Raw genomic sequence first — 19,671 nt, 5'->3', positions numbered from 1 at the left:
GGTCCGGCCTGGCCGCCCCTAGCCCGCAGTTGAGTACCTGTACGGATGGCGCCCGGCCCCGCGCCGGCCGATCCTGACGCCTACGGGGTCTCGGATATCCGCGGGGGAGTGCCATGAGAAACGTGGGATGGATCGTCCTGGCGGCGACCGGCGCGGCGATCGCCGCCGTGACGCTGGTGCTCATCGCGCACATCCGGCTGTCGGTGGTGCTGTCTCTGGGAGCCGGCGCGCTGTGTCTGCTGTGGCTGGTCCTGCTGCTGACCGTGCCGTGGAATCTGTACTTCCAGGCCCGCCGCATCCTGCACGAGCTGCCGGAGAGCCGGGAGCGCGGCCTCGCCATCCCGGCCGGCCGCGAGGAGGAGGCGAGGCGGATCGCCGTACGGCTACGGCGCATGGCGGTGGGCGCGCACCTGCTCTCGGCGGCGCTCATGACGGTTGTCGGCTACTTCTCCGGCGATGTGGTCGGCTACTGGTTCGCCGGCTTCTACCTGGTCGGCACACTGCTGCGGCCCGCGCAGGCCTACTTCGCCCACATGCGCGGCCAGCTCGCCGGCATGCTGCGCGAGACCCGCTTTCCCCGGGAGGACGTGCTGGCCTTCACCCACCGGCTCACCCTGGTCGAGGACCGCGCCAAGTCGCTGTCCCGGGCGGACCTGGAGCTGGGGGCGCGGGTGCACGAGACCGGCGCCCAGTCCAGCGTGCGCGACAAGGCGCTGGACGCCCGGATCCACTCCCTGGAACGGCGCTTCGAGTCCCTGGGCCGGCGTTTCGAGGAGACCGTAAGCGAACTGACGGACAATCAGGAGGTCATCGACGGGATCAAGGCCTTCCTGCGGCTCCTGCGCACCGAGCGGGCCTGAGCCCCCGGTGGTCCCGCCTACACGTCGAAGGTGACGGTGACCGGCGCGTGGTCCGACCAGCGCTCGGGGTGCGTGGCCGCCCGCTCCACCACCGCTGACGTCGCCCGCCGCGCCAGACCCTCCGTCGCGACCAGCAGGTCGATCCGCCAGCCCGCGTCGTTGTCGAAGGCCCTGCCCCGGTACGACCACCACGAGTACGGTCCCGCGACGTCCGGGTGGAGCCGGCGCACCACGTCGACGTAACCCGTCGCGTCGTAGACCTGCGAGAGCCAGGCCCGCTCCTCGGGGAGGAAGCCGGCGTTCTTGGAGTTGGACTTCCAGTTCTTGAGGTCCGCCTCGCGGTGGGCAATGTTCCAATCCCCGCACACGACCGCCTCGCGGCTGCCCATGGCGGCCTGGTCACGGAGGTCGCCGAGATAGGACAGGAACTCCTTCATGAAGCGTTCCTTTTCCAGCTGCCGCTCCGTCCCGGCTTCGCCCGAGGGCAGATAGAGGCTGGCGACCGTCACACCCGGCAGATCGACTTCCACATACCGCCCCGACGCGTCGAACTCGTCCGATCCGAAGCCGATCCGGACCCGCTCGAACTCCTGCCGGGAGTACACCGACACGCCCGCCCGGCCCTTCGCAGCCGCCGGGGCATGCACCACATGCCAGCCCTCGGGCTCGCGTACCTCGGCCGGAAGCTGCCCGGGCTCGGCCCGCACCTCCTGCAGGCACACCACATCGGCAGTGGTGGCCTCCAGCCAGGGGACGAATCCCTTCTTGGCCGCGGCGCGCAGCCCGTTCACATTCACGGTCGTCACGGTGAGCATGCCCGGGACGATACCCGGCCCCCACCAGCGCCCCCGACCAGGGCGCCATGGGCCGCTCTGATCGCTGGGGGCCTGCTCAGGCGGGAGGCATCAGTCAGTCGTGACCGTCTCGGGCGTAAGGGCTTGAGCGACCGGGGGCGTGTCGCCCGCCAGCAGCCCGACCAGGACCGCCCCGACACCCCCGCCGGCGCGTAGTCACCATGGGTGATCAAAACTGTGCTGATCCACAGCACCGGAGTCGTGTCGAACACGTAGTCGCCGACGAACGAGATCGCCTGCCCGTAGAGCAACCTGGCGAAGTTTCCGTTGATCGGCGAGCTTGTCCGCGTGCTCCAAGGGGTGAGGGAGGTGATGTCCGAGGGCGGCTCCGCGCGCTGCGAGCTCTGCCCGAAGTGCGCGGCCTCGCGCCGCAAGGAGGCTCAGTTGACGAGCAGCAGCGGTCCCGGCGGGGTTCTACCGGCCCGCAGCACCGCCCCCGACCGCCCCCGACCGGGGCGTACCTCGTAAGTCCGTACGATATGACGGTGGAGATCCGAACGAAGCCCTACGACCACCCTGACGCGATCAAGCTGACCGAGCAGGTGCAGTTGGAGTACGTCGAGCGGTATGGCGACCCCGACGCCACCCTCATGGACCCCGGCCATTTCGCGCGGCCGCGCGGCGTGTTCCTGGTCGGCTATCTCGACGGGGAACCGGTCGCCACCGGTGGCTGGCGGGCGCAGGACGCCTCTCCGGAGGGCTTCCGGGACGGCGACGCCGAGCTCAAGCGGATGTACGTGGTGCCGGGGGTACGGGGCCGCGGTCTGGCCCGCCGCATCCTTGCCGACCTGGAGGCTGACGCACTGGCGGCGGGCCGGGTGCGCATGGTCCTGGAGACCGGGGTCATGCAGCCGGAGGCGATTGCCCTGTACACGTCGTGCGGCTACACACCGGTCACCAAGTTCGGCGTCTACCGCCATCACCCCGACAGCGTGTGCCTGGGCAAGTCCCTTGCGCCGCTTGACCGTAGTCTGGCCCCATGATGGTTGAGGACAGTCCGCTGGAGCGGCTTGCGTCGGGCAAGTACCTGCTGGTCACGACGTTCCGGCGGGACGGCCGCGCGGTGCCGACGCCGGTGTGGGTGGTCCGGGACGGCGACAGCCTCGGCGTCTGGACGGTGGCAGGCTCCGGGAAGGTCAAGCGGATCCGGAATCGCGCCGACGTGCTGGTCAGCGCTTGCGATGTGCGCGGCAATCCGTCGGGGGAGCAGTTTCCCGGCCGTGCGGAGATCCTCGACGCCGAGCAGACGCAGCACTACCGCGGGCTGCTCGCCGGCAAGTACGGTCTGTTCGCCCGGCTCGGCCTGCTCGGCAGCCGGCTGCGGCGCGGCCGGAACGGCACGGTCGCCATACGGATCATCCTCACGTGAGCCGTCGCGTCCCCCGCCGGGCCGCCGCCTCGGCCGGAGCACCTGCCTGCACTGTCAGCGTCTGCCGTGGCTGCTGCTGCGGTACGCCCAAGATTCCCGGCGTCGACCACGCGGGCCAGCTGGCCCGCCTCAAGCAGGCGCTGGCCGCCGTATCGCGGGTCCGGGCCACGGAGTGCCTCGACGCCTGCGAGCACGGCAACGTCATCGTCGTACAGCCGTCGTCCGAAGGGCGCGCCGCCGGTGGCCGCCCGGTCTGGCTCGGCCTGGTCAACGACCCGGACGCGATCGAGGACATCACCGCCTGGGTACGCGCCGGCGGCCCCGGCCTGGCCGAACCGCCCGGCGTTCTCGACCTGTACGTCTTCACTCCCTCGCGGCGCGTCCGGGAGGCGCTGCCGGGAGGGGCGGGAGCCGAATAAGCAGCAGGGGCCGTGCGGGCGGGTCAAAGCCCGTACGGCCCCTGGCGCTGAGTCCGGCCGGGACTCAGTCGACGCTGCGGAGGATGTGCGACTCGGACGGGTCGTCCTCGTAACCGGCGAGGCGAATCGGCGCGGAGCGCGCCCACACGTCCAGATTGCGCACATCCCGCGGAGGGGCAGGGCGATCGTCGGGTTCTGGCGGGAGCTGCTCCCGCTGGGTCTGCTCTGGTGTCACCGCGAACTCCTTGTGTCGGGTGAACCGGGTCGCCCAGCGCGGCCGCTACCGGGACGCCGAACGGCCCGGTGGGGCTGGAAAAGGGCTGTTCGGACGCGGTGGCGCCGGGGGCGGAACCGGGTGGGCGGCCAAGATCGCTGGCGCTTCCCGGGACGGGCCGAGGGTATCGGTGCTTCCCTGAGAGGCGTTCCGTCCCCACCCACACTAATCCCGTTACGCTCCGGCCACCAACCGATTACTGATCAGCCGGTGAGCCGGGCGCCCTGATGGGTCGCCACTCCGCCGCAGGCCAGGGCCGCCCAGACGGTCCGGCCGCACGCCTCGGGCCCCGGATGACGGACACCCCACTGTTGCGCCACATGGTTGACCAGGACCAGTCCGCGCCCGTTCTCCTCGGCGTCGCCGGCCTCGCGGACGGCCGGTCCGCAGTTGCCGTCGCCCTGGTCGGTGACCTCGACGTGGAGCAGTCCTGCCCTGGCCCACAGTGCGCAGGTGACGTGGTCGCTGTCGCTGTGCAGCACGGCGTTCGTGAACAGCTCGGTGACGACCAGACCCGCGTCGTCGCACAGCCGGGCCAGCCCCCAGCGGCTCAGCGTCGCGCGGACCTGCCGCCTGGCGGCGCCCACACACTCGGCCTGCGCCGGCAACCGGAACACATCGCCCGCAAATCCCCGTGGTATCGGCAGCTCCATGGGGCGGTTCCTGACATCGTCGAAGGGTGGGCACAGCCGTGTCACAGAGGCCACTATGGCCACGACTCAGGACAGATGGCAAGGGCAATCTGCAAATTGCACATTTCTCCCTACAGGCTGCTTGCTGCACGTAGTGCATGGCAGACTGCTGTTATGCGAGAGGTGGGCCGTGCATGAGACACGGTCGGGCGGAGCCCCGACCGTCCTGCGCCTGATCCTCGGCAAGCGGCTCCAGCACCTGCGTGAGAAGGCCGGAATCTCCTACGAAGCGGCGGCCGGGGCCCTCGACGTCACCCACGCCACCGTACGCCGCATGGAGAAGGCCGAGGTCAGCCTCAAGATCCCGTACGTGGAGAAGCTCCTGCTCCTCTACGGAGTCGAGCCCGACGAGATCGGCGCCTTCCTCCTCCTCGCCCGGCAGGGCAACCGCCCCGGCTGGTGGCACCGCTACCGCGACGTGCTCCCCGCCTGGTTCAGCGCCTTCGTCAGCCTCGAGGGAGAAGCGCGCACCATCCGCGCCTACGAGCCGCACTACGTCCCCGGCCTGCTGCAGACCGAGGACTACGCGCGTGCAGTCCTGCGCGCCGGCAGCCCCCACCTGCCCGCCCCCGACATCGAGCGCTCGGTCGCCCTTCGCCTGGAACGGCAGACCCTGCTCACCCGCCCCGACGCGCCCGTGCTGTGGGTGTGCGTCGACGAGACCGTGCTGCGCCGCCCCATCGGCGGCCCGGGCGTCATGCGCGCCCAGCTCGACCAACTCGTCGAAGCCTGTTCTTGGCCCAACATCCGGCTCCAGGTGATGCCCTTCGCCGCCGGACCCCACCCGGCGATGTACGGGCCGTTCCACATCTTCCGGTTCCAGGTGAGGGAACTGCCCGACGTGGTCTTCACCGAGAGTCTGGTCGGCGCCGCCTACCTGGACGACCGGGACGACGTATCGGCCTTCCTCGAAGCCCTGGACCGGATGTGCGCGCAGGCCGCGCCGGTAGACAGCACCGCAGCCATCCTCGATGGCGTTCGCAAGGAGATCTGACAGCACATGCACAACGGCGACCACATATACAACGGCATGCGCGCCGGCGACCTCGGCACCGAGGGTTGGCACAAGCCGTGGAGCGGTGGCAACGGAGGCTCCTGCGTGGAGGCCATGAAGCTGCACGACGGACGGATCGCCCTGCGCCAGTCCACCGACCCCGACGGGCCGGCCCTGATCTACACCCACCACGAGATCACGATGTTCATCCAGGGCGCGAAGGCCGGCCAAGCCGACTTCCTGGTGTCCTGACCACCCCACCCCACGAGGGGGAGCCCCATGGCCGAACATCCCGGACCACTGCACGAGCCCGGCGTGGCCCACATCCGCATCGCCGCCGCCGACGCGGCGACCGCGCACCGCATCGCCGACACCATCGCCTCGCGCTACCCCCGCACCCGCCCCGCGAGCGTACGGACCACCCCGGACGGGCTCGTCGAGTTCGACCTCTACACCGACACCCTGGACATCGACTGACCGGTCAGCCCAGCCCCGCGAGCCCCGCCAGCCGCCGGTAGGAATCCCCCATCGCCGCCCGGTCGAAGGTGCTGGTCGCCACCAGCACCTCATCGGCTCCGCTGCGCTCCACCAGCCCCGTCAGCGCCTTGGCCACCTCGCCCTCCGTCCCGTGGAGGTGACCCCGCAGCGACTCCTCGAAGTACGTCCGCTCCCGGGGTGTCATGACAAGCGAAGCAATCTCCCCAGCCGGAATCAGCGGCGGGAAGGTCCCGTGCGTACGCGCCCAGGCCGCCGCCCACGCCTCCGGGACCAGCAGATCGCGCGCCCGCTCGGTCGTTTCGGCGACCGCCACCGCCGCCGAGACCACTACATACGGCTGCGCCGCCCACGCCGACGGCCGGAACCCCGCGCGATAGCGGCCGACCGCCTCCAGCATCCGCTCCTCGCCCCGAACCGCCCCGATGACCAGCGGCAGCCCCTGCTCCGCCGCCACATCGGCCCCCGACCCGGTGGCCAATACGAAGGCGGGCACCCGCAGCCCGGTGGCGGGATACGCCCGCACCGTCCCGCCACCTGTGAAATACCCGAGCAGGTCCGCCAGCATGGCCCCGAAGTCCTCCATGGCATCCTTGTCGCGGCCCAGCGCCCGCCGCACGCCGTCGGTGAACCCCACCGACCGGCCCAGGCCCATGTCGATCCGGCCCGGGAACAGCGACTCCAGCACCCCGAACTGCTCGGCCACCACGATCGGCCGGTGGTTCGGCAGCATCACCCCGCCGGTCCCCACCCGGATCCGCGAGGTCGCCGCCGCCACGGCCGCCGCCAGTACCGTCGGCGCCGAGCCCGCGACCCCTGGAACCCCGTGGTGCTCGGACACCCAGAACCGGTGGAAACCCAGCGCCTCCGCCTCCCGCGCGAAGTCGACCGTGTCCCGCAGCGCCTGCCCCGGATCCTGCCCCCGGCGGATGCGCGAGCGGTCCAGTACCGAGAGCCTGACGTGCGGCGATGTCGAAGTCACCTCTGCTGCAACGCCCGCCGCGCCGTGGGATTCCCGTCCGGCCCGGCCGCTGCCCCTACTGTGGGTCCGTGCGCCTGCTGCTGATCTCCGACACCCATCTGCCCAAGCGCGCCAAGGCACTGCCCGCCGAACCCTCGACCGGCTCCCGCTCGCCGACACCGTCATCCACGCGGGCGACTGGGTCGACGAAGCCACTCTCGACCTCCTGGAAGCACGCGCCCGGCGCCTGATCGCCGTCTACGGCAGCAATGACGGCCCGGGCCTGCGCGCCCGGCTGCCCGAGGTGGCACGGGCCGAACTGGGCGGTCTGCGCTTCGGGGTCGTCCATGAGGCCGGACCGGCCGAGGGCCGCGAGAAGCGCTGCGCGGAATGCTATCCCGACTTCGACGTGCTGGTGTTCGGGCACAGTCACATCCCCTGGGACTCCACCGCCCCCGGCGGGGAGCGAAGCGAGATGGGGGTCCCCCGGCCGAAGGCTGGGGGAGGCTGCTCAACCCCGGGTCGCCCACCGACCGCAGGCGGCAGCCACACTGCACGTACATGACCGGAGGTCACGGCGGGCACGCTCACCGAGGTCCGGCTGCACCGCCTGCCGCCGCGTCCCGCGCGGTGAGGCGCAGCCGTACGTCCAGCTCCTGGTCCCCGGACACCGAACTGCGCTCGTCGACGCCGAAGGACTTGGCCAGCGCGGTCTCGACCTCGTGGACATGGTGCGGGTCGCCGGACAGATCCGCGGTGACAGGCGCGCGCAGCTCCACCGGGCCCGCCTCCGAACCATGGGTCCGGGCGTCGACGTCCAGCGCCCAGACGGTCGGATGGGCCGAGCCGGAGGCATCGGGCGTACGCGCTCCGGTGGGTCCGTGGCCGGCCTTCGTATCGGGGAAAACACGCTCCAGGGCGCCGAATACGGCGTCGGCGTCCTTGCGGTCCTGGGCCGAGAGCAGGACATCGACGTGGGTGTGGGGGTGCGGCGTGCTCATCAGCATGGCTCCTTGGAGGGAAGACTGACGCGACTCCGGCAGTCCCGACGATAGGACGTCCGGAGGGCGGGCGCATTGCGGCGCTGCGCGGAACGCCTTCCCCCGTTCAGCCCCCGTCAGTCACAAGCCGGTGTGGTAGTTTGTGAGCTGACCACTCACGTGAAGCGGGCGTTCAAGTACCGCTTCTATCCGACCGACGCGCAGGCCGCCGAGCTGTCGCGCACGTTCGGCTGCGTGCGGAAGGTCTACAACATGGCCCTCGAAGCCCGTACCACCGCGTGGTACCAGCGGCAGGAGAGCGTCAACTACAACGCCACCTCGGCGATGCTCACCGCCTGGAAGAGGACCGAGGAACTCGCCTACCTCCGACCCTACGCAGTCGATGCCGCCGCCGCGCCCGGGCGGGAGTAGCCTGCGTGGTATCCGTACGCGCGGATCACGGAGGCCGGTATGACGGATGCCGTACGCGCCGTGAAGGCGTCCGGAGGCCTGACGATGTCGCAGGCCGGGGGCCGCTGGGTGCTGGCCGCCGTCGTCCTCGGATCCGGGATGACCTTCCTGGACGGCACCGTCGTCAATGTCGCGCTCCCCACGATCGGCCGGAACCTGGGCGCCTCGCTGGCCGGTCTGCAGTGGACGGTCAACGCCTACACCCTGTCCCTGGCCGCCCTGATCCTGCTGGGCGGTTCGCTGGGGGACCGGTACGGCCGCCGGAAGGTGTTCGTGACGGGGGCGGTGTGGTTCGCGGCCGCCTCGCTGCTGTGCGGGCTTGCCCCCGACATCGGGACGCTGATCGCCGCGCGGACGCTGCAGGGCGTCGGCGGGGCCCTGCTCACGCCGGGGTCGCTGGCGCTGATCCAGTCGTCGTTCGCCGCGCAGGACCGCGCCAGGGCGATCGGCGTGTGGTCCGGGCTGGGCGGCATCGCGGGCGCGCTGGGGCCGCTGCTCGGCGGCTGGCTGGTGGACTCGGCCGGCTGGCGCTGGGTCTTCCTGATCAACCTTCCGCTGGCGGCCACGGTCGTCGCCATCGCGGTCCGGCATGTGCCCGAGAGCCGCGACGAAACGGCGACCGGCCGCTTCGACTGGCAGGGCGCCACGCTCGGAGCCGCCGGGCTGGCCGGGGTGACGTACGCCCTGATCGCGGCCGGCGGCAACTCCACGAGCATCGCCGTCACCGTGCTCTCCGGTGTCCTGGGCGCCGGCTGCCTGGCCGGCTTCGTCCTGGTGGAACGGCGCAGCCACCACCCGATGCTGCCGCCGGGGCTGTTCGCCTCCGGGCAGTTCACCGCCGCCAACGTGGTGACCTTCGCGGTCTACGCCGCGCTGGGCGGGGTGTTCTTCTTCCTCGTCCTGGAGCTGCAGACCGAGGCCGGTTTCTCCGCGCTCGCCTCCGGCACCGCCCTGCTGCCGATCACCGTCATCATGCTGCTGCTGTCCGAGCGGTCCGGCCGCCTGGCCGCCCGCATCGGTCCCCGGATCCCGATGACGGTGGGCCCCGCCGTCTGCGCCGTGGGGCTCCTGCTGATGACCCGGATCGGGGCCGGTGCCTCGTACCTGGCGGACGTGCTGCCAGCCGTGTCCGTCTTCGGGCTGGGGCTGGCCGCCACCGTCGCCCCGCTCACCGCCACCGTCCTGGCCTCCGCCGACGACCGGCACGCCGGGGCCGCCTCGGGCGTCAACAACGCCGTGGCCCGGGCGGCCGGCCTGCTGGCGGTGGCCGCGCTGCCGCTGCTGGTGGGGCTGTCGGGCAACGACTACGAGATTCCGGCGGCCTTCGGCACCGGCTTCCGTACGGCCGTGATGATCTGCGCGGGCCTGCTGGTGGCGGGCTCGCTGCTGGCCTGGTTCACCATCCGCTCCGACGCCCTGCGCGAGGCGCCCGCCGAGGCCGCGCCCGGCGATGAGCCGCAGGCCAGGCCCGAGCCGCCGTGCCGCCACCACTGCGCGATCGGGGCCCCGCCGCTGCAGTGCGGGGCCCGCGAACCGCGCTGACCGGCGGCCGTTACGGCACCACCACGATCTTCCGGCCCTGCCCGGACCGGAACTGGTCCAGCGCTTGCGGGTACTCCGCCAGCGGGAGCCGGTGGCTGATGAACACCTCGGGGTCGAGCACGCCGGCGGCGAACAGGGCGGCGGCCCGCTCGTAGCTGTGGAGCACGGCCATCGAGCCGGTGATGGTGATCTCCTGGTTGTAGATCTTGTACGGCTCGATGGTGGCGGTTGTGGCGTAGTCGGCGACCCCGAACTGCAGGAAGGTCCCGGCCTTGGCGACCCGGCCCAGGCCGTCCTGGATGGCGGCGGGGTTGCCGGTGGCGTCGATGACCACGTCCCAGCCGCGAGGTTGCTCCAGCTCTGCCGCCGAGGCGGCCGACCGCGAGCAGCCCAGCGCGCGGGCGGTCGCCAGCCGCTCCGGGTTGACGTCGACGACGTCCACGCTGGCGGCGCCGGTGCGCTTGGCGAGCTCCAGCATCATCAGCCCCATCGTCCCGGAGCCGTAGATCAGCACCTCCGTGCCCATCCGGGCGTTGAGGACGTCGTATCCGCGTACCGCGCACGAGAGCGGCTCGATCAGCGCGGCGTTGTGTACGCTCACGTGCTCGGGCAGCCGTACGCAGTTGGCCACCGGAGCGACCGCGAACTCGGCGGCGCCGCCCGCGACGGTGACGCCGATGGCCCCCCAGCGGTCGCAGAGGTTGCCGCGCCCGATCCGGCAGTAGCGGCACTCGTGGCAGTACAGGGAAGGGTCGACGGCCACCTTGTCGCCCACGGCCAGTTCGGTGACCTCGGTGCCGATCCCGACGACCTCGCCGGCGAACTCGTGCCCGGGCACGATCGGCAGGGTGGGCGCGAACTCGCCCTGCAGGATGTGCAGATCGGTCCCGCACAGCCCGCATGCGGCCACGTCCACGACCACGTCGCGCGGGCCCGGCACCGGGTCGGGAACCGTGACGAGGGAGACCTTGCCGGGGGCTTCGATAAGTGCGGCCCTCATTTGACGGCTCCTAGAGACAGGCCCTGGACCAGCTTGTCCTGGGCGGCGAAGCCGGCGGCGAGCACCGGCAGGGAGATGACGATCGACGCGGCGCACACCTGGGCCAGGAACAGGCCCTGGCTGGTGATGAAGCCGGTCAGGAACACCGGCGCGGTCTGCGCGACCACCGACGTGAGGACCCGGGCGAAGAGCATCTCGTTCCAGCTGAAGATGAAGCAGATCAGCGCGGTGGCGGCGATCCCGGGCCCGGCGATCGGGCCCACCACCCGGGCCAGGATCGTCGGCAGGCGGGCCCCGTCAATCTGGGCGGCCTCGATGATCGACACGGGCACGTCGGAGAGGAACGACTGCATCATCCACACGGCGATCGGCAGGTTCATCGACGTGTAGAGGATGACGAGCAGCCAGATGTTGTCGAGCATGCCGATGTTCTTGGCGAACAGGTAGATCGGCAGCAGCCCGGCCACGACCGGCAGCATCTTGGTGGACAGGAAGAAGAACAGCACGTCCGTCCACTTCTTGACCGGCCGGATCGACAGCGCGTACGCGGCCGGTGTCGCCAGCACCAGCACCAGCAGCGTCGACACGATGGACGCCGTCGCGGAGTTGATCAGCGCGGGCCACGGACTGGCCCCGCCTCCGGCACCGAAGAAGTTCCGGTAGGCGTCCAGGGTGAGCGAGGCCGCCAGGGACGGCGGGTTGGTGGCGGCGTCGGTCTCGGAGTGCAGGGAAGTGAGCACCATCCACAGCACGGGCAGGACGAAGACGATGCCGACCAGCCAGGCCAGCAGCCCCAGCGCGGCACCCTTGCGCCGGGCCCGGCGTGCGGCCGGCGGGAGGGCGACTACGGCAGTGGAGGTCATGAGCGGGACGCCTCCTCACGGAAGAGGGAGGAGACCACGCGCAGGGCGAAGGTCGCGATGGCGATCGAGCCGATCACGACCAGCACTCCGGCGGCGGAAGCCTGCCCGTATTCGTGGGCCTGGTAGAAGGTCTGGTAGATCGTGTACGGGAGGTTGGCGGTGCCGAGCCCGCCGGAGGTGATGGTGAACACCGCGTCGAAGTTCTGCACGATGTAGATCGAGCCCAGCAGGACGCCCAGCTCCAGGTATCGCCGCAGATGCGGCAGCGTCATGTACCGGAAGATCTGCCAGTTGCTCGCCCCGTCGAGGCGGGCCGCCTCGATCATGTCCATGGAACGGCTCTGCAGTCCGGCCAGCAGGATCAGCATCATGAACGGCGTCCACTGCCACACCAGCGCGGTCTCCACCGCGATTTTCGGCATCGAGGAGATCCAGTCCGGCTGCGGGGGAGTGGTGTCGCCGAAGAGCTTGGCCACCCAGGTGATCGCGCCGTTGAAGAGCCCGTACTCGGGGTTGTAGAGCACGTGCTTCCACAGCAGGGCCGCGGCCACCGGCACCAGCAGGAACGGGGCGATGAGCATGGTGCGCACCACGCCCCGGCCGGGGAAGCTGCGGTCCAGCAGCAGCGCCAGCAGCAGGCCGAGGACGACGCTGGCGATGACCACGGCGGCCGTCAGCACCGCGGTGGTGACGACCGAGTCGCGCAGCGCGGGGTCGGTGGCGACCGCGCTGTAGTTGGACACGCCGGTGAAGTGCCGGTCGTTGGGATACAGGGCGTTCCAGTCGAAGAACGAGATCACCAGCGTGGCCACGAAGGGCAGCTGGGTGACAGCGATCATGAACACCAGGGCGGGCAGCAGCGGGGCACGCCTGGCCCAGGCCTTCGGGCCGCGCGTCTTGAACCGGGGAATGGCAGTCCGTGGCGTTGGTCCGGTGCGGGCTGTGGGCACCGTCATCGGCGTGGTCATCAGCCCTGGTACTTCTTCGCGACCTGTTCCGCCAGCGCCTGGGACTTGCTCAGGGCCGTCTCGACGGACTCCCGTCCGGCGATGGCGGCGCTGATCTCCTGGGAGACCTTGGTGCCCAGGTCGGAGAACTCCGGGATGTCGACGAACTGGATACCGATGGTCGGGCGGGGCTGGGTGCCGGGGTTGCGCGGGTCGGCGGAGGTGATGGACGCCTTGGTGACATCGGCGAACGCGGCGGCGGACTTCAGGTAGTCGGGGTTGGTGTACGTGGAGGCGCGCTTGCCGGCGGGAACGTTGGCCCAGCCGGCCTTCTGGCCGACCAGCTCCTCGTACTTCTTGCTGGACGCCCAGGAGATGAACTTCCAGGCGTCGCTGGGGTTCTTGGACGCCTTCTGCAGGCCCCAGGCCCAGGTGTAGAGCCAGCCGGAGCTCTTCGTCGACACCACGGGGGCCTGGACATAGCCGATCTTGCCCTTCACCGGGGAGCCGGTGGCCTCCAGCGAGCCGGCGGCCGAGGTCGCGTCGTACCACATGGCGGTCTTGCTCTGGGTGAGGTTGTTCAGGCACTCGCTGAACCCGGCCTGGGCGGCGCCGGACTCGCCGTGCTTGCGCACCAGGTCCACGTAGAACTTGGTGGCCTTGACGAAGGCGGGCGAGGTCAGCTCGGCCTTCCAGTCCTTGGTGAACCAGGTGCCGCCGAAGGTGTTGACGACGGTGGTGAGCGGAGCGATGACCTCGCCCCAGCCGGGCTGGCCGCGCAGACAGATCCCCTTCATGCCGGCCTGAGCGCCGTCCACCTTCGCCGCGAGGTCCGCGACCTGCTGCCAGGTGGGGGCCGACGGCATGGTCAGGTGCTTCTGGGCGAACACGTCCTTGCGGTACATCAGGAACGACGACTCGCCGTAGAAGGGCTCCCCGTAGAGCTTGCCGTCGTCGGCGGTCAGCGACTCCGTCATGGACGGGAGGATGTCGGACTGGTCGAAGGCCTTGTCCTTGGCGACGTAGCTGTCCAGCGGCAGCAGCCACTTGTTCTTGGCGTAGAACGGGATCTCGTAGTTGCTGATGGTGGCCACGTCGTACTGCCCGGCCTGGTTGGAGAAGTCCTGGCTGATCTTGTCGCGGACGTCGTTCTCCGGCAGCGTCGTGAAGTTGACCGTGATGCCGGTGTCCTTGGTGAAGTTGGCCGCGGTGAGCTTCTGCAACTCCACCATCTGCGGATTGTTCACCATCAGGACGTTGATGCTGTGGCCGCCGCTGGAGGACCCGGCGCCGCCGGCTCCGCTGCATGCGGCGAGCAGCGCGCCCGCGGCGATGGCCACGATCGTTGCTTTGGGGATACGGGATGTGGGGACGGTCATGACAGGCTCCCGGTCGGCTCGGTTATTTCGGGGTGTACGGGCTCCGCAGGGTGTGCGGAACCAGGCCACCCTCGTACGGGTGGATCGGACGGTCGGTGGGTTTCCCCGGGTCAGACCCGGATGACGTGCGGCCCCAGCAGTGAGTAGCGGTGGGCCTCGGACAGGGGCAGTGCGGAGTCGGTGATGACGGCCTCGAAGTCACGGACCTCGGCGAAGCGGCAGAAACTGACGGCCCCGAACTTGGTGTGCACCCCGGCGAAGACTCTGCGCCGGGCCGTTCGTATGACCTGCGCCTTGACCTCGCTGACCGCCGGGTCGGGCGTGGTCAGGCCGTATTCTCGGGAGATGCCGTTGGCGCCGATGAACGCCAGGTCGATGACGAAACCCGAGAGCATGTGCGTGACCCAGTGGTCGACGGTGGCCATCGTCCCGCCGCGCACACGGCCGCCCAGCAGCAGGACCGTCATCGCGTCGTCCGTGGCCAGTGCGCTCGCCGCGGCGAGGGAGGCGGTGACCACCGTGAGCGGGCGGTCGCGGGGCAGCGTCTGGGCGATGAGTTGCGGGGTGAAACCCTCGTCGATGAAGACGGTCTCCGCGTCGCCCACCAGTTCGGCGGCGGCCGTCGCGATCCGCTGCTTCTCCGGTACGTGCATGGTCGTACGGAAGGCCAGCGTGGTCTCGAAGCCCGCGCTCTCCACCGGATACGCCCCGCCGTGGGTGCGCCGGATCAGCCCGTGCTCCTCCAGGACGGCCAGATCGCGGCGGATGGTCTCCTTGGCCACTCCGAAGTCGGCGGAGAGCTTGCCGACCATGACCGAACCCGTTCGGCGGGCCAGCTCCAGAATTCCTCTCCGGCGCTCCTCGGCGTCCACAGCGGCACCTCCTGTCCGTTTCCGGGGCGAATCCTTGCCCGTTCGGGCGTCTGATGGAGTTCTACAAGGGCTGCCGCCTCGTGACCAGGCTCGTCACCACATGGATCGTGACCGAATGCGCCCGCTTCCGGAGCGTGATCTGCCCCGTCCGCACTGCCTACCCCCGCCGACCGGCTCCGAGGACGTGCCCGCTCTCCCCGCTGAGACGCCCGTTTGCTGCCCGTTTTTGCCCGGGACGGGCGCCCGCGGGCTTCAGGAGGTGTCGTCGGCGGCCTCGGTGTCCGCCTGTGCCCGGATACGGTCACGCAGCCGGCGGAACTCGTCGGCGGGCGCACCCAGGCCGTTGAGATGCAGCCGGGCCGCCTCGGTGCGGGCGTCCGGATTGCAGGTGAAGGCGAGGTTGAGCGCCTGCTGGACCATCCAGTGGTGGTAGTCCAGCAGCCGGGAGGCGCGTTCCCGGGCCTCGGCGACGTCGCCGTACAGCACCAGCTCGCGAAGTCGCCGGCCGAGGCGGTGGCAGATCACGGCCTGTCGGCCGCCCTCCCGAGCCACGGAGGCGGGCACCGGTCCGGGCTCGCCGCAGGCCGCGACGACGCGGTCGGACGGCAGCTGCGACACGGCGATCTCGTCCAGCACCTCGGCCAGCGCCCGCAGCTGTTCGGGGCGGGAGGGCCGGGACACGGCAGGGTGCCGCGGTGAGGCGGACATGGGCCGGGCGGGGTCAGTACTGCTGGGAGTCCGGGATGACGTGCACCGCGGCCTCCTCCGCCGACGCGGCGGCGCCGTCGATGCCGACGTCGCGGCCGACCAGGCCCTCGGTCTCGTAGTGGACGCCCTCGTCGGGGGCGACCAGCCGTCCGGCGCGGTCGTCTCCGACCTCGTCGTCGACCAGCTCGCCGTCGGTGTCCCAGGCGTCGCCCAGATCGTCGCCCTCAGGGGCGGGAGTGTCCGGCAGTTCCTCGGAGAGGCGCTGCTCGAGGCTCTCGCCGCGCCGCTGCCCCTCGGCGGTGACCCCGGTCTTGTTCACCGCCCACGGGCGCTCCGGCGGGGAGTAGCCCTCGTCGAGCACCTGGTCCACGCCGTGCTGGTCCAGGGTGTCCTCGGGTTCCAGGAGGCCGGCGTCGTCCTGCACCTCGGAGCCGTCCGGCTGGTACACCTCGTCGCCCATCGCGCTGTCGCTCATGGCTGTCTCCTCGTCGGGCGCGCCGCCCTCCTAACTCGACTCTGCCAGGCCGGGCGTCCTTCGGCACCCGCTACTGCGATGCCGGCTGCGGCTGCGGGGTGTGGGCGCGCAGAACGGCGGCCAGCGGCGCCAGTTCGGGGCGCCGCTCGGCGTCGTCGAGGGCTTCGCCGAGCGCGGCGTCGTGGGTGGGGCGGGCCAGGTCCAGCAGCGCCCGGCCGGCAGGGGTGACCTCGGTGTAGATGCCGCGCCGGTCGTCGGCGCACAGGTAGCGGGTGAGCAGGCCGCGGTCCTCGAGCCGGGTGAACTGGGCGTCCCGTACCGCCGGCGGCCGCAGCCGGCCCACCGCCGGCCGCGCCGGTTGCGTCGACATGGCCATCGGCCTGCTGATCGTGGTGGTGAACGTCCTCAGCAAGTAGCCGCCGACGAGCCGGTCACGATGCCTTTTCGACCGCGAACGGCGTACCCGACAGGAGTCGGTTCCTGGACGTACGTGCCTGCTCCTGGAGAGCGGGCGTGTCGTGCCCGAGCAGCCTGCCGGCGACCTTCACGGGCCGGCCGGCCACGAAGACGGTGTCGACGTTCTCGCTGTCGGCCAGGGTGACCGCGGCCGGCAGATTGTTGATCAGGAAGAGGTTCGGGAGGTCGACCCGCAGCATGATGATGTCGGCCTGCTTGCCGGGGGTGAGCGATCCGATCCGGTCGCCCATGCCCAGGGTGCGGGCTCCCTCGATGGTGGCCATCCGCACCACGTCCGCGGTGGTCAAGGACAGGTCCGCCGGCCACTCGTCGCGGTCCAGCGACAGTTGGTTCTGCCTACCGCGTTCCGCCTCCAGCGTGCCTCGCATCTCGGCGAACATGCTGCCGCCGACCGCGCTGACCACGTCGATGCTCAGGCTGGGATGGATCCCCGCCGCGAGCAGCCGGCCGGTGGCGGGGTAGCCATGGCCCATCTGCATCTCCACCCGCGGGGAGATCGAGACCCGGCCCCCGGAGTCCGCGATGCGCTGCAGCTCCTCGTCGGTGCAGGTGCTGCAGTGCACGTAGATGACGTCGGGGCCGAGCAGCCCCGCCTCGTCCATTTTGGTAACGGCACGCATACGGCCGAGCAGCCCGGCGCCGACGTGCAGCGAGGTGCGGATGCCCAGTTCACGCGCCAGCCGGATGTCGGTTACGGTCTCCTCCAGCGAGGAGAATTCCGGCCCGAGGCTGGCCAGGGCCAGGCTGAGCCGCTGGTCGCCGCTCGAGAAGTAGGTGCTGGCCACACGGGCCAGATCCTTCGCGTACCAGTCGGCCGCCGGCGACGCCGGGACGCCGTATCCGAAGACGGCGCGCACGCCGGAGTCCGTCAGTCCCCGCACGGCCGCGTCCGCGTGGTCGGGGGTGTTCATGATGTGCGACCAGTCCATGACCGTCGTGACGCCGCCGTTGAGCGCCTCCATCGCGCCCAGGAGGTCGGCGATGTAGACATCCTCCGGGCTGAAGCGCGGACCAATGACACCGAGCATCCGCTCGGCGTACTGGCCCAGCGTCCAGTCGGCGGCGATCTGGCGAATGGCAGATTGCCACAGGTGCCGGTGGGTGTCGACCAGACCCGGCATCACGATCATGCCGGTGGCGTCGACGACCTCGGCACCCTCCGCCGGAAGGTCCTTGCCCACCGCTACGATCCGGTCGTCCTGGATGAGGACGTCACCGCGGTCGACGTCCCCGATCTGCGGGTCGACGGTCAGGACCGTGCCGCCGCGTATCAATGTCGTGCTGCTGCTCATCTCATGACTCCGGCTTCTTTGCTGAGGAGGTCAGGCCTGAAACGGCCCTGATGCGTGGACGGTCCGGCCGCCGACAACGGTCAGCTGCGCGGTGATGGACGGGATGAGATCAGCCGGCACGGTGAAGTAGTCGTCGCTGAGGACGGCCAGGTCGGCCCACGCCCCGGGATGGAGGTGGCCCCGGTCGGACTCCTCGAAGGAGAACCACGCGCTGCCCCGGGTGTAGAGGTCGAGGGCCTGCCGGCGGGACAGTCGGTGCCGGGGCGCGCGCTGGACGGTGCCGTCGAGGGAACGGCCCTCGTGCAGCCACCACAACGACAGCCAGGGACTGTACGACGATGCACGGTTCGCGTCGGTTCCCGCGCCGACTGGCACACCGGCCTCCAGCAGGTCGCCCAGTGGAGGCACCGACGTCATCTGTTCGGCCCCCCAACAAGCTGCTGATGCTGCGGCTTTGAACACCTGGTGGTCGTCGGCGACGACACCGGCGCCCAGCGCGGCCAGCCGCCGGACGTTGCGGGGGCTGATCCTGTCGGCGTGAGCGAGGGAGAAACGCAGCTGATCCAGCGGAGTCTCCCGGTGGACGGTCTCCCAGGCGTCCAGGATCCGGTCGATGCTCGAATCGAGGACGGCGTGGATGTGCATCGGCCAGCCGCGTTCGGCGACCCGGCGGCTGATCGTGAGCAGTTCCTCGTACGCCTCGTCCGTCACCAGGAAGGGTTCGAGTCCTTCCATGTCGTGACACCCGTAGTGCACGACCTCCCCGATGCCGACCATCCTCAGCATGTCGTCGCCGAAGCGGGTCTGTGCGTGGCGCAGCCATCCCACCAGCTGATCCACTTCCTGCCCGGCGTCCGCGGCGGAGACGTACAGGCGCATCCGGACGGTCAGCTCACCCGCCCGCCACGCGTCGAAGAGCGGGTCGTAGTGCTCGGGCGCCACTTTCAAGCCGCCGGGGTCGACGATGCCGGTCAGCCCGACCGCGTTGAGGTCCGCGAACATGGCGCGCATGGACGCCTGCCTTTCGGCGGCGTCCGGCCCGGGGATCGCGCCAAGACATCGGTTGTACGCTCCCAGGCCCCGCACCACACCGGTGCAGCGGCCGGTGAGCGGATCACGTTCCACCGAACCGGCTGGAAGGTCGGTCCACGAGTCGATGCCCAGCACCCGTATCGCCTCGCTGTTGAGCACGGCAAGCTCGTAGAGCGCCTGTACGTAGACCGGGTGATCCGGCGCGACCGCGTCGAGCTCGGCAGTGCTGGGCGGCCGGTTCTCCTTGAACTGGCTGTGATGCCAGCCGCCGACGGCGCGGATCCACCGGCCGGGCGGCGTACTGCGCACCGCTTCCCCGACGCTGGCCAGCGCGTCGGTGACCGCGGACAATCCGGTCCAGTGCAACTCGCTCGACCAGGTCGAGCCGGCGCGGACCGCGTGCATGTGGCCGTCGATCAGACCGGGGATGACCCGGTGTCCGCGCAGGTCGACGACCTCGCTGCGGGGGCCCGCCAGATCTCTGATCTCGCGGTCCGTGCCGAGACCGAGGACCCGCCCGCGGCGCACGGCGAGGGCTTCGTACTCCTCGCCCTGAGTCCCGCCGCGGGCAGCGTCGCCAGGTGTCCGCGACCCGGGGTAGATGCGCCCGTTGACGTAAATCGTGTCAGGGACCCCGGTGGCAGGGTGGCTGTGCTCCATTCCGGAGCTCCTTTCCGTCGGGACGTCGGTGTCCGCCGGGGTGGGGAAGTGGCAG

At 70.6% G+C, this 19,671-nt stretch carries 22 protein-coding genes and 3 pseudogenes; 10 read left to right on the top strand and 15 right to left on the bottom strand.

What is annotated here, in order from left to right; genetic code table 11:
- Positions 1-113 precede the first annotated feature (113 nt).
- Positions 114-860, top strand: a complete 747-nt coding sequence (locus EFK10_RS34640) for a hypothetical protein (protein WP_127359604.1) — start codon at positions 114-116, stop codon at positions 858-860.
- Positions 861-877: 17 nt separating this feature from the next.
- On the opposite strand, the gene EFK10_RS34635 is transcribed toward EFK10_RS34640, so the two are convergent.
- Positions 878-1,675 carry an exodeoxyribonuclease III gene (locus EFK10_RS34635; protein WP_127359603.1) on the bottom strand — a complete coding sequence of 266 codons (798 nt, stop codon included), beginning with the start codon at positions 1,673-1,675 and terminating at the stop codon, positions 878-880.
- A gap of 524 nt (positions 1,676-2,199) precedes the next feature.
- On the opposite strand from EFK10_RS34635, the gene EFK10_RS34630 reads away from it, so the two are divergent.
- The 3 genes from EFK10_RS34630 to EFK10_RS34620 are packed head-to-tail and all read left to right on the top strand — an operon-like array spanning position 2,200 to position 3,502.
- Positions 2,200-2,697, top strand: a complete 498-nt coding sequence (locus tag EFK10_RS34630; protein WP_407647215.1) for a GNAT family N-acetyltransferase — start codon at positions 2,200-2,202, stop codon at positions 2,695-2,697.
- Positions 2,697-3,083, top strand: coding sequence for a PPOX class F420-dependent oxidoreductase (locus tag EFK10_RS34625; protein WP_127359628.1), 387 nt, complete (start codon positions 2,697-2,699; stop codon positions 3,081-3,083). Before EFK10_RS34630 ends, EFK10_RS34625 begins: the two co-directional genes overlap by 1 nt.
- Entirely contained in the window at positions 3,080-3,502 is a 423-nt protein-coding gene (locus EFK10_RS34620) for a (2Fe-2S) ferredoxin domain-containing protein (RefSeq protein WP_127359601.1), read from the top strand. The genes EFK10_RS34625 and EFK10_RS34620 overlap by 4 nt, the downstream gene beginning before the upstream one ends.
- A gap of 64 nt (positions 3,503-3,566) precedes the next feature.
- Here EFK10_RS34620 and EFK10_RS48015 read toward each other — a convergent pair whose 3' ends face one another.
- On the bottom strand, positions 3,567-3,737 hold the full coding sequence (locus EFK10_RS48015) for a hypothetical protein (protein ID WP_164836048.1): 171 nt from the start codon (positions 3,735-3,737) through the stop codon (positions 3,567-3,569).
- 242 nt (positions 3,738-3,979) lie between these two features.
- On the bottom strand, positions 3,980-4,429 hold the full coding sequence (locus EFK10_RS34615; RefSeq protein ID WP_127359600.1) for an ATP-binding protein: 450 nt from the start codon (positions 4,427-4,429) through the stop codon (positions 3,980-3,982).
- Positions 4,430-4,598: 169 nt separating this feature from the next.
- On the opposite strand from EFK10_RS34615, the gene EFK10_RS34610 reads away from it, so the two are divergent.
- Genes EFK10_RS34610 through EFK10_RS34600 form a run of 3 tightly spaced genes read left to right on the top strand, consistent with a single transcriptional unit; the run spans position 4,599 to position 5,939 of the window.
- Entirely contained in the window at positions 4,599-5,462 is an 864-nt protein-coding gene (locus tag EFK10_RS34610; protein ID WP_127359599.1) for a helix-turn-helix domain-containing protein, read from the top strand.
- 6 nt (positions 5,463-5,468) lie between these two features.
- A complete protein-coding gene (locus tag EFK10_RS34605) occupies positions 5,469-5,714 on the top strand; it encodes a DUF397 domain-containing protein (RefSeq protein WP_127359598.1) in 246 nt (81 codons plus the stop codon).
- Positions 5,715-5,741: 27 nt separating this feature from the next.
- A complete protein-coding gene (locus tag EFK10_RS34600) occupies positions 5,742-5,939 on the top strand; it encodes a hypothetical protein (RefSeq protein ID WP_127359597.1) in 198 nt (65 codons plus the stop codon).
- 4 nt (positions 5,940-5,943) lie between these two features.
- Here EFK10_RS34600 and EFK10_RS34595 read toward each other — a convergent pair whose 3' ends face one another.
- Positions 5,944-6,939, bottom strand: a complete 996-nt coding sequence (locus EFK10_RS34595) for an MsnO8 family LLM class oxidoreductase (protein WP_240677655.1) — start codon at positions 6,937-6,939, stop codon at positions 5,944-5,946.
- A gap of 68 nt (positions 6,940-7,007) precedes the next feature.
- Between EFK10_RS34595 and EFK10_RS51220 the strand changes: the two are divergent.
- Positions 7,008-7,552 (top strand): annotated as a pseudogene (locus tag EFK10_RS51220) (metallophosphoesterase family protein).
- Here EFK10_RS51220 and EFK10_RS34585 read toward each other — a convergent pair.
- Positions 7,506-7,919, bottom strand: coding sequence for a hypothetical protein (locus tag EFK10_RS34585; RefSeq protein WP_127359594.1), 414 nt, complete (start codon positions 7,917-7,919; stop codon positions 7,506-7,508). The pseudogene EFK10_RS51220 and the gene EFK10_RS34585 overlap by 47 nt on opposite strands.
- Positions 7,920-8,066: 147 nt before the next feature.
- Between EFK10_RS34585 and EFK10_RS34580 the strand changes: the two are divergent.
- Together EFK10_RS34580 and EFK10_RS34575 are read left to right on the top strand one after the other, a co-directional pair.
- A pseudogene (locus EFK10_RS34580) lies at positions 8,067-8,285 on the top strand (helix-turn-helix domain-containing protein); the annotation flags it as partial.
- 84 nt (positions 8,286-8,369) lie between these two features.
- Positions 8,370-9,911, top strand: a complete 1,542-nt coding sequence (locus EFK10_RS34575) for an MFS transporter (RefSeq protein ID WP_127359593.1) — start codon at positions 8,370-8,372, stop codon at positions 9,909-9,911.
- A 10-nt stretch (positions 9,912-9,921) separates the two neighbouring features.
- On the opposite strand, the gene EFK10_RS34570 is transcribed toward EFK10_RS34575, so the two are convergent.
- The 10 genes and pseudogenes from EFK10_RS34570 to EFK10_RS34525 all read right to left on the bottom strand — a co-directional run bounded on the left by EFK10_RS34570 (position 9,922) and on the right by EFK10_RS34525 (position 19,616).
- Positions 9,922-10,911, bottom strand: coding sequence for a zinc-dependent alcohol dehydrogenase family protein (locus tag EFK10_RS34570; protein WP_127359592.1), 990 nt, complete (start codon positions 10,909-10,911; stop codon positions 9,922-9,924).
- The gene (locus EFK10_RS34565; protein WP_127359591.1) at positions 10,908-11,774 is read right to left on the bottom strand and encodes a carbohydrate ABC transporter permease; all 867 of its coding nucleotides are present in this window, start codon (positions 11,772-11,774) and stop codon (positions 10,908-10,910) included. Before EFK10_RS34565 ends, EFK10_RS34570 begins: the two co-directional genes overlap by 4 nt.
- Positions 11,771-12,742 carry a carbohydrate ABC transporter permease gene (locus EFK10_RS34560; protein ID WP_127359590.1) on the bottom strand — a complete coding sequence of 324 codons (972 nt, stop codon included), beginning with the start codon at positions 12,740-12,742 and terminating at the stop codon, positions 11,771-11,773. The genes EFK10_RS34565 and EFK10_RS34560 overlap by 4 nt, the downstream gene beginning before the upstream one ends.
- Complete coding sequence (locus tag EFK10_RS34555) at positions 12,742-14,100, bottom strand: ABC transporter substrate-binding protein (protein WP_127359589.1); 1,359 nt, start codon at positions 14,098-14,100, stop codon at positions 12,742-12,744. The genes EFK10_RS34560 and EFK10_RS34555 overlap by 1 nt, the downstream gene beginning before the upstream one ends.
- 110 nt (positions 14,101-14,210) lie before the next feature.
- The gene (locus EFK10_RS34550; RefSeq protein WP_127359588.1) at positions 14,211-14,972 is read right to left on the bottom strand and encodes a DeoR/GlpR family DNA-binding transcription regulator; all 762 of its coding nucleotides are present in this window, start codon (positions 14,970-14,972) and stop codon (positions 14,211-14,213) included.
- Positions 14,973-15,224: 252 nt separating this feature from the next.
- Entirely contained in the window at positions 15,225-15,680 is a 456-nt protein-coding gene (locus EFK10_RS34545) for a hypothetical protein (protein WP_240677654.1), read from the bottom strand.
- 13 nt (positions 15,681-15,693) lie between these two features.
- A complete protein-coding gene (locus EFK10_RS34540) occupies positions 15,694-16,155 on the bottom strand; it encodes a DUF5709 domain-containing protein (protein WP_127359587.1) in 462 nt (153 codons plus the stop codon).
- 70 nt (positions 16,156-16,225) lie between these two features.
- A pseudogene (locus EFK10_RS34535) lies at positions 16,226-16,456 on the bottom strand (MarR family transcriptional regulator); the annotation flags it as partial.
- Between the two features lie 130 nt (positions 16,457-16,586).
- On the bottom strand, positions 16,587-17,924 hold the full coding sequence (locus EFK10_RS34530; protein WP_127359586.1) for an amidohydrolase family protein: 1,338 nt from the start codon (positions 17,922-17,924) through the stop codon (positions 16,587-16,589).
- A gap of 30 nt (positions 17,925-17,954) precedes the next feature.
- Entirely contained in the window at positions 17,955-19,616 is a 1,662-nt protein-coding gene (locus tag EFK10_RS34525) for an amidohydrolase (protein WP_127359585.1), read from the bottom strand.
- Positions 19,617-19,671 lie beyond the last annotated feature (55 nt).

Origin of the sequence: Streptomyces soli (genome assembly GCF_003999195.1) — a bacterium.
Taxonomy (GTDB): Bacteria; Actinomycetota; Actinomycetes; order Streptomycetales; family Streptomycetaceae; genus Actinacidiphila; species Actinacidiphila soli.
The sequence above is the reverse complement of the archived record's forward strand: the minus strand, read 5'-3'. Positions and strand labels throughout refer to the sequence as shown.

What these genes read in the sequence shown, in the direction of transcription:
- EFK10_RS34640 (WP_127359604.1), top strand. Translation starts at nt 114, where the DNA reads ATGAGAAACGTGGGATGGATCGTCCTGGCGGCGACCGGCGCGGCGATC.
- EFK10_RS34635 (WP_127359603.1), bottom strand. Translation starts at nt 1,675, where the DNA reads ATGCTCACCGTGACGACCGTGAATGTGAACGGGCTGCGCGCCGCGGCC.
- EFK10_RS34625 (WP_127359628.1), top strand. Translation starts at nt 2,697, where the DNA reads ATGGTTGAGGACAGTCCGCTGGAGCGGCTTGCGTCGGGCAAGTACCTG.
- EFK10_RS34615 (WP_127359600.1), bottom strand. Translation starts at nt 4,429, where the DNA reads ATGGAGCTGCCGATACCACGGGGATTTGCGGGCGATGTGTTCCGGTTG.
- EFK10_RS34605 (WP_127359598.1), top strand. Translation starts at nt 5,469, where the DNA reads ATGCACAACGGCGACCACATATACAACGGCATGCGCGCCGGCGACCTC.
- EFK10_RS34600 (WP_127359597.1), top strand. Translation starts at nt 5,742, where the DNA reads ATGGCCGAACATCCCGGACCACTGCACGAGCCCGGCGTGGCCCACATC.
- EFK10_RS34585 (WP_127359594.1), bottom strand. Translation starts at nt 7,919, where the DNA reads ATGAGCACGCCGCACCCCCACACCCACGTCGATGTCCTGCTCTCGGCC.
- EFK10_RS34575 (WP_127359593.1), top strand. Translation starts at nt 8,370, where the DNA reads ATGACGGATGCCGTACGCGCCGTGAAGGCGTCCGGAGGCCTGACGATG.
- EFK10_RS34570 (WP_127359592.1), bottom strand. Translation starts at nt 10,911, where the DNA reads ATGAGGGCCGCACTTATCGAAGCCCCCGGCAAGGTCTCCCTCGTCACG.
- EFK10_RS34565 (WP_127359591.1), bottom strand. Translation starts at nt 11,774, where the DNA reads ATGACCTCCACTGCCGTAGTCGCCCTCCCGCCGGCCGCACGCCGGGCC.
- EFK10_RS34560 (WP_127359590.1), bottom strand. Translation starts at nt 12,742, where the DNA reads ATGACCACGCCGATGACGGTGCCCACAGCCCGCACCGGACCAACGCCA.
- EFK10_RS34555 (WP_127359589.1), bottom strand. Translation starts at nt 14,100, where the DNA reads ATGACCGTCCCCACATCCCGTATCCCCAAAGCAACGATCGTGGCCATC.
- EFK10_RS34545 (WP_240677654.1), bottom strand. Translation starts at nt 15,680, where the DNA reads ATGTCCGCCTCACCGCGGCACCCTGCCGTGTCCCGGCCCTCCCGCCCC.
- EFK10_RS34540 (WP_127359587.1), bottom strand. Translation starts at nt 16,155, where the DNA reads ATGAGCGACAGCGCGATGGGCGACGAGGTGTACCAGCCGGACGGCTCC.
- EFK10_RS34530 (WP_127359586.1), bottom strand. Translation starts at nt 17,924, where the DNA reads ATGAGCAGCAGCACGACATTGATACGCGGCGGCACGGTCCTGACCGTC.
- EFK10_RS34525 (WP_127359585.1), bottom strand. Translation starts at nt 19,616, where the DNA reads ATGGAGCACAGCCACCCTGCCACCGGGGTCCCTGACACGATTTACGTC.